This window comes from Mesorhizobium australicum WSM2073, assembly GCF_000230995.2.
Taxonomy (GTDB): Bacteria; Pseudomonadota; Alphaproteobacteria; order Rhizobiales; family Rhizobiaceae; genus Mesorhizobium; species Mesorhizobium australicum.
Window position 1 is genome coordinate 126,739 of record NC_019973.1, and the last position, 13,224, is coordinate 139,962.

General features: G+C 63.9%; 10 protein-coding genes. 5 read left to right on the forward strand and 5 right to left on the reverse strand.

The window, feature by feature from the left end:
• Positions 1 to 298: 298 nt before the first annotated feature.
• Both MESAU_RS00595 and MESAU_RS00600 read left to right on the forward strand, forming a co-directional pair.
• Positions 299 to 2,323, forward strand: a complete 2,025-nt coding sequence (locus MESAU_RS00595; RefSeq protein WP_015314103.1) for a long-chain fatty acid--CoA ligase — start codon at positions 299 to 301, stop codon at positions 2,321 to 2,323.
• On the forward strand, positions 2,323 to 3,048 hold the full coding sequence (locus tag MESAU_RS00600) for a class I SAM-dependent methyltransferase (RefSeq protein ID WP_015314104.1): 726 nt from the start codon (positions 2,323 to 2,325) through the stop codon (positions 3,046 to 3,048). The genes MESAU_RS00595 and MESAU_RS00600 overlap by 1 nt, the downstream gene beginning before the upstream one ends.
• On the opposite strand, the gene MESAU_RS00605 is transcribed toward MESAU_RS00600, so the two are convergent.
• Both MESAU_RS00605 and pgi read right to left on the reverse strand, forming a co-directional pair.
• A complete protein-coding gene (locus MESAU_RS00605) occupies positions 3,032 to 3,754 on the reverse strand; it encodes an HAD family hydrolase (RefSeq protein WP_015314105.1) in 723 nt (240 codons plus the stop codon). The genes MESAU_RS00600 and MESAU_RS00605 overlap by 17 nt on opposite strands.
• A 5-nt stretch (positions 3,755 to 3,759) precedes the next feature.
• Positions 3,760 to 5,403 carry a glucose-6-phosphate isomerase gene (pgi, locus tag MESAU_RS00610; RefSeq protein WP_015314106.1) on the reverse strand — a complete coding sequence of 548 codons (1,644 nt, stop codon included), beginning with the start codon at positions 5,401 to 5,403 and terminating at the stop codon, positions 3,760 to 3,762.
• Between the two features lie 357 nt (positions 5,404 to 5,760).
• Here pgi and pdxR point away from each other — a divergent pair, with 357 nt between their 5' ends.
• The 3 genes from pdxR (at position 5,761) to MESAU_RS00625 (ending at position 10,317) form a co-directional block, all read left to right on the forward strand.
• Positions 5,761 to 7,254 (forward strand): MocR-like pyridoxine biosynthesis transcription factor PdxR, encoded by a 1,494-nt coding sequence (gene pdxR, locus MESAU_RS00615; protein ID WP_015314107.1) that lies wholly within the window; start codon positions 5,761 to 5,763, stop codon positions 7,252 to 7,254.
• Between the two features lie 191 nt (positions 7,255 to 7,445).
• Positions 7,446 to 9,029 (forward strand): trimethylamine methyltransferase family protein, encoded by a 1,584-nt coding sequence (locus tag MESAU_RS00620; RefSeq protein WP_015314108.1) that lies wholly within the window; start codon positions 7,446 to 7,448, stop codon positions 9,027 to 9,029.
• A 58-nt stretch (positions 9,030 to 9,087) separates the two neighbouring features.
• The gene (locus tag MESAU_RS00625) at positions 9,088 to 10,317 is read left to right on the forward strand and encodes an aromatic ring-hydroxylating oxygenase subunit alpha (protein ID WP_015314109.1); all 1,230 of its coding nucleotides are present in this window, start codon (positions 9,088 to 9,090) and stop codon (positions 10,315 to 10,317) included.
• A gap of 27 nt (positions 10,318 to 10,344) precedes the next feature.
• Here MESAU_RS00625 and MESAU_RS00630 read toward each other — a convergent pair whose 3' ends face one another.
• From MESAU_RS00630 to MESAU_RS00640, 3 genes are all read right to left on the reverse strand, one after another.
• Positions 10,345 to 10,743, reverse strand: coding sequence for a hypothetical protein (locus MESAU_RS00630; RefSeq protein ID WP_015314110.1), 399 nt, complete (start codon positions 10,741 to 10,743; stop codon positions 10,345 to 10,347).
• 168 nt (positions 10,744 to 10,911) lie between these two features.
• Complete coding sequence (gene chrA / locus MESAU_RS00635; protein ID WP_015314111.1) at positions 10,912 to 12,303, reverse strand: chromate efflux transporter; 1,392 nt, start codon at positions 12,301 to 12,303, stop codon at positions 10,912 to 10,914.
• Positions 12,300 to 13,118 carry a chromate resistance protein ChrB domain-containing protein gene (locus tag MESAU_RS00640; protein ID WP_015314112.1) on the reverse strand — a complete coding sequence of 273 codons (819 nt, stop codon included), beginning with the start codon at positions 13,116 to 13,118 and terminating at the stop codon, positions 12,300 to 12,302. The genes chrA and MESAU_RS00640 overlap by 4 nt, the downstream gene beginning before the upstream one ends.
• Positions 13,119 to 13,224: the final 106 nt, after the last annotated feature.

Here is a 13,224-nt window from a genome sequence, read left to right on the forward strand (position 1 = left end):
ACGATATTATTAACGACCGCATTTTTTTATTGATCAGACGTCCGGCGACAAGGGTGCCGCGCCCTGTATTCATCCGCCGCCGGTGCGGAAAGATGCCGTTCCAGCCGTGGCCGGCGGGAAAGGTTTTCGGCGGCAAATCTTTCGGCATCCTGCCGCTAGGGCAAGACTTGCACCGCCGCCGATAGAGGCAATACATAGATAGACAGCTGGCGGCAGCGGAGGGACGTCTCCATCAATCTGGAGGCGGCGCGGTAGGGCCCAGCGAGAACAGGCGACCAGGGTTGTCGAGGAGGAACGGGTGGCAAAAGCATCGAAGGCCCCGGTGAAAGCGTCCGTTAAGGCGAGGCCTAGACCAGCCGCAGGCGACGACGGGCAAGGCAAGGCCGCGGGCAAGGCCGCGACCGCGAAGGCGGCGGCCGGCAAGAAAGCACCCGCGGCAAAAACCGTGGCCACCGCCAGGACCGCCGCGAAGCCGGCGTCGAAGGCCGCGCCGACAAAGGCACCCGCGACCAAGCCCGGATCGGGCAAGGCCGGAACGGGCAAAACCGCGACGACGAAGAGTTCGCCACCGGCGAAGACTGCACCGGTCTCCAAGCCAGCGACAGCGGCCAGCCAACGGCTGCCGAAGGCGCTCACCGAACTCGCCGCCGGCCTGCCGCAAAAGCCATGGCTCAACAGCTATCCCAAGAACATGCCGGCCGAGATCGGCGCCCTTCCCTACGGTTCCATCGGCGACTTCCTCGTTGGCGCCTGCAAGCAGTTCGCCGGCCAGCCGGCTTTCACGTGCATGGGCAAGTCCATCACCTACGCGCAGCTCGAACAGTCTTCGGCGGCCTTCGGTGCCTACCTACAGTCCACAGGATTGCAGAAGGGCGCGCGTGTCGCCCTGATGATGCCGAACGTGCTGCAGTATCCCATAGCGATGATGGCGGTCGCCCGCGCCGGCTTTACGGTGGTGAACGTCAATCCGCTCTACACGCCGCGCGAACTGGAGCATCAGCTCAAGGATTCCGGGGCACAGGCCATCGTCATCCTCGAAAACTTCGCCAACACCCTGCAGGCGGTCGTCGCCAGGACCTCGGTCAAGCACATCGTCGTCGCGGCCATGGGCGACCTGCTCGGCGGCCTGAAGGGCTCGATCGTCAATCTGGTCGTGCGCCGCGTCAAGAAGATGGTGCCGGCCTGGTCATTGCCTGGCCATGTCAAGTTCAACGCGGCCCTCAAGGCTGGCCGCGGCATGGCTTTCAAGCCGGCCACGGTGGCCGCCAGCGATGTCGCCTTTCTGCAATATACCGGCGGCACCACCGGAATCTCGAAAGGCGCGACCCTCTCGCACAGCAATGTGCTGGCCAATGTCGCGCAGAATGCGCTGTGGCTGCAGGACGCCTACACCGTCAAGCCAAAGCCGGCGCATCTCAACCTCGTCTGCGCACTGCCGCTCTACCATATCTTCGCGCTGACGGTGAATGCGCTGATGGGCATGCAGATGGGCGGCCAGAACATACTGATCCCCAATCCGCGCGACATTCCCGGCTTCGTCAAGGAAATGGGCAAGTATCCGATCCATATCTTTCCGGGCCTCAACACGCTGTTCAACGCGCTGCTCAACAATGAGGACTTTCGCAAGCTCGACTTCAAGCCGCTGCTCTTGACGCTTGGCGGCGGCATGGCGGTACAGAAGGGTGTCGCCGAGCGCTGGAAGGCGCTGACCGGTTGCCCCATCAGCGAAGGCTACGGTCTTTCGGAGACCTCGCCGGTGGCGACGGCCAACAAGTTCAGCTCCGGCGAGTTCACCGGCACGATCGGCCTGCCGCTGCCCTCGACCGAAATCGCCATTCGCGACGACGACGGCAACAACGTACCGCTCGGCGAAGTCGGTGAGATCTGCATCAGGGGACCGCAGGTGATGGCCGGTTACTGGAACCGGCCGGACGAGACCGCCAGGGTGATGACCAAGGACGGCTTCTTCAAGTCCGGCGACATGGGCTTCATGGACGATCGCGGCTTTACCAAGATCGTCGACCGCAAGAAGGACATGATCCTCGTCTCCGGCTTCAACGTCTATCCGACCGAACTCGAGGAAGTCGTGGCGGCGCATCCCGGCGTGCTCGAAGTGGCGGCGATCGGCGTGCCGGACGAGCATTCGGGCGAAGTGCCGAAACTGTTCATCGTCAAGAAAGACCCAGCCCTGACCGCTGAGGCCATCACCGCCTTTTGCCGCGAGAACCTGACCGGCTACAAGCGGCCCAGATACATCGAGTTCAGGACCGAACTGCCGAAGACGCCGGTCGGCAAGATCCTGCGGCGGGCGCTGCGCGAATAGTGGGTCTCGCCAAGGACGATACGCCGGACCGGCGCCCGCGCCTCGACCCGGCGGAATTCATCAAGGCGAACATGCGCCTGACATCGGTGCCGGCGCTTCCCGAAATCTGGCTTTATACCGCCCACCCGAGCAGCGGGCTGAGGCGCCTTGTCGAAGGCCATGACGCCGATTCCCAGGAGCCGCAGCCGCCCTATTGGGCCTATGCTTGGGCAGGCGGCGCCGTGCTGGCGCGCTATGTGCTGGACCATCCGGAGATCGTGGCGGGCCGCCGCGTGCTCGACCTTGGAGCAGGCTCCGGCATTGTCGGCATTGCCGCGGGAAAGGCCGGCGCGTGTGAGGTGATGGCCACCGAGGTCGATCGGAACGGTGTTGCCGCGCTGGCGCTGAATGCAGCGGCCAATGGCGTCACGATCACGATAATGGGGAACGACATCACCACCGGGCCACCGCCCGCCGTGGACCTGGTGCTCGCCGGCGACGTGTTCTACGGGCAAGGTGTCGCCTTGGGGATGATGCCTTTCCTCGACCGCTGCCTCGCCGCCGGCATCGAGGTGCTGGTCGGCGATCCGGGCCGGGCCTATCTGCCCCGCTCGCGGCTGCGGCTGCTTGCCGAATACAAGGTGCCGGATTTCGGCGAGGCGAAAGACGCCGCGCTGAAGCCGAGCGCTGTCTTTCGCCTCCAGCCCGAACAGTACGCCGCCCTGCCGATCAGACCGTCTCCTTGACCCGCGTCGAAAGGAAATCCGGCAGATCGGCAACCGAATCCAGGATGACATCGGCGATCTCGGCCAGCGATTCGCGCGTGCCGGTGCCGGAGAGCACGCCCACCGCCAGGCCGCAGCCGCCGGCACGCGCCATTTCGAGATCGTGCCTGTTGTCGCCGACCATGGCGATCTCAGACGGCTTGAGCCCCGTAAGATCGCAAAAGGCCTGGATGGTGTCGGGGGCGGGCTTGGGGTTGGCCACCGCGTCATAGCCATAGGCGGCTTCGAACAGTTGCGCGACACCCAGCGTGACAAGCGTCTTTTCCGCGCCGCTGGTCGAATCGTTGGTGGCGACGCCAAGCCGGTAGGACCGCCTGTGCAGCAGAGCCAGCGTGTCGGCGATGCCCGGCAGCGCCACCGCCATCGTCGAGCCCTGCACCGAGGTGATCTCGTTGAAACGGGCAACGGCCAGCATCTGGTCTTCGTTGGACAGGCGCGGGAACCACAGTTCGACAACGTCGAGATTGGTGCCGGAGGCAAAGATGGAATCGGGCTTGAAGCGCCGGTTGGCGAAATCGAAGCCCGCGGCCGCGAGCAGCCTGTCGGCTTTCCAGCGGTCGCCGTCGGCCGCGTCCATGGCCATGAAGTCGGCGACGCCGAGCCAGGTCGCGTTGAAGTCGACAAGCGTTCCGTCCTTGTCGAACAATATCCCCTTGATGTCAGCCAAGCGCTTCACTCCGAACCACGCAATTGGTGGATGCGTTCCACAAGGCCCCTGGTCGAGGCGTCCCGGTTTGCGGCGCTTTCCTTGCCTTCCACGACAGGCAGGAGGCCGGTGGCCAATTCCTTGCCGAGTTCGACGCCCCACTGGTCGAAGGAGTTGATGTTGAACAGCGTGCCCTCGACGAAGACGCGGTGCTCGTAAAGCGTGATCAGCCGGCCGAAGGTGCGCGGGTCGAGCTTGCGGTAGAGAATGGTCACCGAGGGCCGGTTGCCGGAGAAGACACGATGCGGCGCGATACGGTCGACATCGGCCGGCTTCATGCCCTTGGCCAGCATCTGCGCGCGCGCCTCTTCCAGCGTACGGCCCTTCATCAGCGCTTCCGACTGCGCCAGGCAGTTGGCGAGCAGCAGGTCATGCTGATGCTTGAGATCAGGCTCGTGGCCGACGGCGGCGGCCAGGAACTCGACGGGGATCAAATCGGTGCCCTGGTGCAGCAGCTGGAAAAAAGCGTGCTGGCCGTTGGTGCCTGGCTCGCCCCAGACCAGCGGCCCGGTCGGCGTCGTCACCGGAGTACCGTCAAGGGTAACGCTCTTACCGTTCGATTCCATGTCGAGCTGCTGCAGATAGGCCGGCAGCCTGGACAGGCGCTGATCGTAGGGGATGACCGCGCGGGCCGGATAGCCGCAGACCACGCGGTGCCACCAGCCGACCAGCCCGAGGAGCGCCGGCAGGTTTTTCTGGAGCGGCGCGGTGCGGAAGTGTTCGTCCATTTCGTGCGCGCCGTCGAGGAAGGCGCGAAAGTTCCTCGGGCCGACGGCGATCATGACCGGCAGGCCGATCGCGCCCCACAGCGAATAGCGGCCGCCGACCCAGTCCCAGAAGCCGAAGACGCGATCCGGCTCGATGCCGAACTTGGCCACCAGGTCGAGCGCGGTCGAGACGGCGGCGAAATGCTTGCCCACGGCCTCCTTGCCGAGCGCCTTCTGCACCCAGTCGCGCGCCGTCTGCGCATTGGTCATCGTCTCGACCGTGGTGAAAGTCTTGGAGGCAATGATGAACAGCGTGGTTTCGGCGGACAGCCCCTTCAGCGTGTCGTGGATGTGAGCGCCGTCAATGTTGGAGACATAGTGGGCGCGCGGGCCGTCATGATAGGGGGCGAGCGCCAGCGTCGCCATGGCCGGACCAAGGTCGGAGCCGCCAATGCCGATGTTGACGATATCGGTGATCTTCTTGCCGGTGGCGCCTGTTGCCTTGCCGGAGCGAATGGCATCGGCGAAGGCGCCCATGGCGTCGAGCACGGATATGACATCCGCCTTGACGTCCTGGCCGTCAACCGTGACGCCCTTGCCGCTCAGGTTGCGCAGCGCCGTGTGCAGGACGGCGCGGTCTTCGGTGATGTTGATCTTCTTGCCGGCGAACATGGCGGCGCGACGGCCTTCGAGATCGGCTGCGGCGGCGAGCTTCTCAAGGAAATCCATGGTCGTCGCGTCGACGGCGCATTTCGACCAGTCGAGCAGGAGGTCGCCGTCAGCGGCGGAGAATGTCTTGAAGCGCTGTGGATCGGCGGCAAAGGCCTGGCGCATGTCGCCCGGGGCCGCGGCGCGATGGTCGCGCAGGGCGGCAAGCTGTTTCTGGAAGGCTGACTGATCCACTGGCGGGGACTCCTGGCGTTTTCGACGCACCATATCAGACCGGATGTTTCCGGCGCGTGTCGTCGCGCCCCAACTATTGAGCCGAAATCCATCCGGTCAATACGCGGCGATGACGCAGCACATCACGATGCGATGACACAATGTGTCGAGCAAGGAGGCGGGTATCGAGCGGGGAGGTGGTTATCGAGCAGGGAGATGAGTATCGAGCAGCGAGGGGCCGCGCCTATTTCGAGCTTGAAGGATCACTGGCATAAATCCCAAAGATCAGAAAAATTGATTGGCGCAACCCCTTGTGCCACGGTTACGTTCGGCTGGTCCAGCAAAGCGAAAAAAGCTGGCCATCGAGGAACATCTTCCATGCCACAGAGAAACGACACGGCGATATGGTCCGGCCTGTTCCGGATTTCGGCTGAATCCGGCCAGACCCTGCAGGCGCAGATCCGCCAAGCCATCGTGGCCGCCATTCTCGACCGCCAGATCGCCGCGTCGATGCCACTGCCTTCCTGCCGTATCCTGGCCGAAAAACTCGGCGTGGCACGCGGAACGGTGGTGCTGGCCTTCCAGCAGCTCGTCGACCAGGGTTTCCTGGTAGCACGCGAGCGGCGCGGCCATTTCGTCAATCCGGACGTGCTGGCGACACCCGCCAAGCCGCACCAGAAAGCACCCGACCAGGCCAACGAGATCGACTGGAAGGCGCGCCGGCAGATCGCGGCAAGCGACATGCCGCCGCCCGCAAAGCACGAGAACTGGATCAAGTCCTCCTACCCCTTCGTCTACGGCCAGTTCGACCCGGCGCTGTTCCCGACCGCCGAGTGGCGCGAGTGCAACCGCATGGCGCTGGCCGTGCTGGAGATCCGCAACTGGGCGTCCGACATGGTCGACCGCGACGATCCGCTGCTGATCGAGCAAATCCAGGCACGGCTGCTGCCCCGGCGCGGCATCTTCGCCAATCCCGACGAGATCATCGTCACGCTGGGCGCCCAGAACGCGCTCTATATGCTGGCCTCGCTGCTGATGACCAAGGGCTCGAAAGTGGCGATGGAGGATCCAGGCTATCCCGACGCACGCTCGATCTTCCGGCTCGCGGGCGCCGACATCGAGCCGGTGCCAGTGGACCAGTCCGGTATCGTAACCTCTTCTATTCCCAACGATTCCGGCTTCGTCTTTGTCACCCCCAGCCATCATTGCCCGACCATGGTGCCGTTGTCGGCGGAGCGGCGGCAGGACCTTCTGGCGCGCGCCAACCGGCACAACCAGATCATCATCGAGGACGGCTATGACAGCCAGCTTCTCGACGAGGCGCCGCAGCAGGCCCTGAAGAGCCTCGACCGTTCCGGCCGCGTCGTCTATGTCGGCTCGATGTCGAAGACGCTGGCCCCGGGGCTGCGGCTTGGCTACATCGTGGCTTCCGCTGGACTAATCGCCGAACTCAGGGCGCTGCGCCGCTTCATGCTGCGCCATCCGCCGGCCAACAACCAGCGTGCCGTGGCGCTCTTCCTGTCGCTCGGCCATCACGAAGCGCTGGTGCGGCGGCTGTCGAGCGCCTTCGACGAGCGGCGCAAGCGGCTGGTCCATGCGATTTCGGCCTTCCTGCCGGAATGGCGCTCGACCGATTCGGCCGGCGGCACGTCGCTGTGGCTGGAAGGGCCTCGCGGCACCGATTCCCGCGGTTTGGCCGAAGCCGCGGCCTCGCGCAGCGTTATCATCGAGCCCGGCGACCGCTTCTTCGACCGCACCGAGAAGCCTTCGCGTTTCATGCGGTTGGGCATTTCCTCTATCGCTCTGCAGCACATCGAGCCCGGTATCCGGGAACTCGCCACCGCAGCCGGACGCAGGCCGGCCGCCGCCTGATCCATCAAGCCGATTTCGTGACCGGAGCCGCTTCTCAGCGGCTCCGGTTTGTTTTAGGTCTGGCACATGTAGCTGGGCCAGCTGGCTCATAGGATGGGCCAGTGCCGGCGGCATAGTCGGCTTCAGAGAAGAAGCAGGTTGATGGTGGACCAACCGCCACGAGCTCCTGCCGGTAGAGGTGGAGTGCTTCCATGCCAGTGGCTGTCGAAAAGCAGGACATGCCGGCGAACCGTCGTCCACAACGCTCCGGCGACCGCGAAACGGGGCGTGCGGTGAAATCAGCCATTCCACCAAACGGGCCACTACACCAAGCCATGGAAGGCGGCAGTTACGGGCCGTTGCGCGGAAACGACTGCGAGCGCATCCATGAGGGCGTGCTGACGCTTCTGGAAACGGTCGGCTTCGCCAACGCCATCCCGTCCTGCATAAAAGTCCTGACCAAGGCGGGCGCCATCCATGGCGACGATGGCCGCATCCGTTTCCCCCGTGCGCTCGTACTCGACGCCATCAAGCGAGCCGCGCGGCATTTCACGCTGCATGGCCAAGACCCCAGGCACGACATGGTGATCCAGGGCAAGCGCGTCCATTACGGCACGGCGGGTATCGCCGTGCATCTGGTGGATCTCGAAAAGCGCGAGTATCGCGAATCCAAGCTGCAGGACATCTATGACGCCGCCCGCATCGTCGATGGACTGAGCAACATCCATTTTTTCCAGCGGCCGATGGTGGCGCGCGACATCGCCGACCCGCTCGATATGGATTTCAACACGCTCTACGCCTGCGTGATGGGGACATCGAAGCATGTCGGCACGTCGTTCACCGTGCGCGAGAATGTGAAGCCGGCGCTCGAAATGCTCTATGCCATCGCCGGTGGCGAGGAGAATTTCCGCGCCCGACCATTCGTTTCCAACTCCAACTCCTTCGTCGTGCCGCCGATGAAGTTCGCCGAGGATGCCTGCGGCGTGCTCGAGGCCTGTGTCGAAGGCGGCATCCCCATCCTGCTCCTCTCCACCGGCCAGTCCGGAACAACCGCTCCGGCGGCGATGGCCGGCGCGGTCGCGCAGGCAGTGGCCGAAGTGCTGACCGGCCTGGTGTATGTCAACGCACTCAAGCCGGGACATCCGGCGATCTTCGGCGCCTGGCCGTTCATGTCGGACCTGCGCACCAACACCATGGCCGGTGGCTCGGCCGAACAGGCGGTGGTAACGGCGGCCTGCGCGCAGATGGCGCAATTCTACGACCTGCCCGGCGGCTCGGCTGCCGGCATGACAGACTCGAAACTGCCCGATATCCAATCCGGCTACGAGAAAGGCATCACCAATGTGATGGCCGGCCTTTCGGGCCTCAATCTCGTCTACGAATCGGCTGGCATGCATGCCTCGCTGCTCGGCTTCTGCCTAGAAAGCCTGATCATCGACAATGACATGCTTGGCCATTGCCTGCGCTGCGCACGCGGCATCGAAGTGACGGACGAAGCGCTGTCGATCGACACCATCACCGATGTCTGCCTCAAGGGTCCGGGCCACTATCTTGACAACGAGCAAACGCTCAAGTCGGCGCAGGCAGAGCGTTTTTATCCTGCCTTCGGCGATCGTTCCTCACCGAAGGAATGGAACGAAAAAGGCCGGCCTGATATATTAGCCCGGGCGATCGACGAAAAGAAGCGCATCCTTGCGGAACGATTTCCGCGGCACGTGCCCAAGCTGGTCGACGACAGATTGCGCGCCCGCTTCGGCAACCTGATCCACCTGCCGCGCGCGAGCATGGGCGGCTAGCCAGAAGACCGACATACAGATAGCCACCGACAGAACCAACCATTGGGCAGAACGACAAATGAGCGTCTATCCTATCCAGCAAGCCGCGAATACCGAAGATGCCATCGATCGGCTGGTGGCCTCGCACCGGCCAGGCTACGGCCTGACGCGCCCATTCTACCACGACCAGGATATTTTCGAGCGGGACATGGAACGTCTGTTCCGCCGCCATTGGCACTGCCTGGCGCATGCCAGCGTCATTCCCAATCCCGGCGACTTCGAACTGTTCAAGCTCGGTGACGAGGCGGTCATCCTGTCGCGTGGCATGGATGGCACCGTGCATGCCATGCTCAATGTCTGCCGCCATCGCGGCGCCGAGGTCTGCACCAAAGAGAAGGGCAACGCGAAAGTGTTCGTCTGCCCGTACCATGCATGGACCTATTCCAATGACGGCTCGCTGCGCGCCGCCAGGCTGATGCCGAAGGATTTCGACCGCACCGCGCACGGGCTGAAGAAGCTCCATGTTCGCGTCGCGACCGGCCTTGTCTTCATCTCCTTCGCCGAGACGCCACTCGATTTTGATCCGATCGAGCAATCTTTGCGCACGAGTTGCGGACAATATGGGTGGGGCGATGCCAAGGTGGCGTATCGCCAAAGCTACCCGCTCGAGGCGAACTGGAAGCTCGCCGTCGAAAATTATGTCGAATGCTACCATTGCGGACCGGCGCATCCCGAATATTCGCAGACGCACGCGCTGGAAAAGCCCGCGGAAATGATCGAGCAGCTCAATGCCGCGATGGAACAGCGGACCTGCGCTCTCGGCATCGAGATCGGCAGCGGCGATCGCTGGCAGAATTCGGCCGCCGGCCAGGAGGCGATCCACACATTCCGCTATGCGCTCTATGACGGCGTTTCGAGCGGCAGCCGGGACGGCTCCCCCGTCGCGCCACTGATGGGCCGCTTCACCGACTATGACGGCGGCGTCACCTCCATCCATCTTGGCGGCACGACTTTCCTCGTCTGCTACCCCGACCACGGGATGATCTACCGATTCATCCCGAAAACGGCTCAGACCTGCGAGATGGAACTGATCTGGCTGGTGCGCGGCGACGCTGTCGAAGGCCAGGACTACGATCTGGAGAAACTGACCTGGCTGTGGAAGGTCACCACGGACGAGGACAAGAAGATCATCGAGCATACGGCGCGCGGCGTACGCTCGCACTATTTCGTGCCCGGACCGATCGCGCCGATGGAGTACAACGAGCTGCGTTATATCGGCTGGTATCTCCAGGAGATAAGCCGGGCTTAGAGCGGTTTCAGCGTTTCACGAAAGCGCTCAGTCGGCGCCCAGCCCGAAGCGCTCAACCACCTCGGCGTTGATCAGCTTGGCGTGCAGTGCCATCAGCACGATCTGGGCATCGAGATCGTCGCCGGTTTCGAGAGCGGCCTCGATCCGGCGCTCCGCGTCGAGCCGCTGCTGTGGGCCTTGCGCACGCTCGAAGGTTTCCGGTCCGGCGATGCAGTAGCTGAACAGGTTCGCTACCCGCGGATAGGCCTGCGGCGGCGGCTCCTCGGGCCAGTGGTCCTTCATCAGATTGACGATGGTTAGTTTCACCCCTTCGGGCACGAGGGCGGGATGCAGGTCGGCACCACGCAAGGCGGCATCGAGCTGCCGCAAATCACCCGAGCGGCCGAACATGCCGAGAAAGCCGAGGGAAGAGCGTCGTCCCGCCATTGCTGGTCCAATCCGTTTTCCACCAGTTAGGTGGTTCGGAAGCGGAATACAAAGGAGCCGGAAAATCTAAACCGCGTCGCGTCGAAACGGATCCATGCGACGCGCCTTAGATCTTGTTTCGATGCAGGGCGTTGTCCCGGAACCGAAGACACTCTCGGGCGACATGCATTAGCCGCCCGCGGCGAGCAGCAACACGCCGGCAACAGCGCATCCCGCAAGCGTCGGCAGCACACCGGTTTTCAACTTCAGGATGGCGACCATGGCGGCCACCGAAAGCAGCGCGGCTCGCCAGTCGATCGACGAAAGCACCGGCACATTCATGCCAAGGCCCGTCATGCGCACTTCGCGGAAGACGACGTGCAAGGCGAACCACAGAGCAAGGTTCATGACGACGCCGACCACGGCGGCGGTGATCGCGCCCAGCGCGGCCGACAGGGCCTTGTTGCCGCGCAGGGCCTCGATGTAGGGCGCGCCGAGGAATATCCAGAAGAAGCAGGGTGTGAACGTAACCCACAGCGTCAGCAGCGCTCCAAGCGATCCGCCAAGCAGTGCGTCCAGCGAGCCGGCGTGGCGAAACGCGGCGATGAAGCCGACGAATTGCAACACCAGAATGAGTGGACCCGGCGTGGTCTCGGCAAGGCCAAGACCATCGACCATTTCACCAGGGGCGAGCCAGCCGAAGGACTGCACGGCTGCCTGCGCGACATAGGCAAGAACCGCGTAGGCGCCGCCGAAGGTGACCACCGCCATGAGGCTGAAGAAGCCGCCAATCTGCGTCCACACGCTGCTCCTTCCGGTGAGCGCCCACAGCAACAGAACTGGCCCGAGCCAAATCGGCAGCCAGATCGCGATGGTGCGCGGCGCATGCCATCGTGTCGGCCTGGTATGGGCCAGTTCGCCGCGTTCGAACATCAGGTCGACCGCGCCCCTGATATCGGGAGCGTCGTTCTTGCCGTGCGCCGCGCCGGAAAACAGGGCTGGCGCGACACGGTTTCCCACCCATCCCACCGATCCCGCAATCAGGACGATGAGCGGGAACGGGATGGCGAGCACATAGATGCCGAGAAAAGCGCAAAGCGCGATCGCCACCATCAACCGGTTCTTCAAGGCGCGGCGGCCGATGCGGATCACCGCCTCGACCACGACCGCGAGCACGGCGGCCTTGACCCCGAAGAACAGCGCCGCGACCAGCGGGACATCACCATAGAGCACATAGAGAATGCTCAGGGTGAGCATGACCAGTGCGCCGGGCACCACGAACAGGACACCGGCGACAAGGCCGCCGATCGTCCTGTGCAGCAGCCAGCCGATATAGATGGCGAGTTGCTGGGCCTCGGGACCGGGCAGCAGCATGCAGTAGTTCAGCGCATGCAGGAAACGCTGTTCGCCGATCCAGCGCCGGTCCTCGACCAATTCCTTGTGCATGAGCGCGATCTGCCCCGCCGGCCCGCCGAAGCTCAGCAATCCGATCTTCGCCCAGAGTTTCGTGGCTTCGCGGAAGCTCGGGACCGCCGGCGCCTCGACGAGGTCGGCATCATTGCCCGAAATGAGGCTGCTCATGACGGCTTTGCCCCGCCCGGCCAGTTGTGCGTCTCGTCAGTGGCGTCGCGACACCAGCGGAAGAACGCGTCATAGAGTATCGTGCCGGCCTCCAGCTGCTCCAGATCGTCGCGGAACATGCGTGACAGGCCAAGCGAGGCGGCCAGAAATCCGGCTGCCTGAGGAACCAGATCCAGGCGTGCGGTGTCGGCCGCGCGCACGATCGTGGCAAGCCGATCGAGTGCCTGGGATTCCAGCCCGAACTCCTCGATCATCGTGTCGAAGGTGCAGCGCTCGCCGCGATGACTCCAGAACACATTGTCGATGTCGAAAGGCACGGCCTGAAAGCGGTCTGCGACAGCCGGAACTTCAGCGGGTTCGACGAAGAGAAACACCGCGTCGGGATCGATGAAGCGCCGGATCAGCCATGGGCAAGCGATGCGATCGACCTTGGGGCGAGCCCGCGTCACCCAGACGGTGCGGCCCTTTTCATCGCGGGAAGGTATCTTGTCGGCGCGGACCAGAAGCCCGCCGGCATCGCGCCAGGCTTCGAAGCCGCCTTCGAGGGATTCGGCGGCAATGCCTTCATGCCGCAGCCACGCGGCAACCCCTTGCGAAAGCTTTTGCCCCTTCTGGCAAACGACGGCCACTTGGCTGCCGGCAAGGTCGTTTGCCCAAGCCGAGACCGTTTTGAAATTGCGCCGGTGAGAGGCCGGCAGCAGGCGCGGGTCGGCGTCGTAGTCTTCATCGATACGGACATCGACGATCAAAGGCGCGCCCGGCAGACCAATCAGACGGGATAGTTGCTGTACGGTGATAGCGGTTGTTGACGGCATGGCGTCCACCTCCTGAAGAAGCCTGGACGCGAACATTGGGCTGACGCCTCACGGGGTCGTCGCGATACACCCCTTGCGATGATGGTGGAATTGTTGGGCTGGCTTG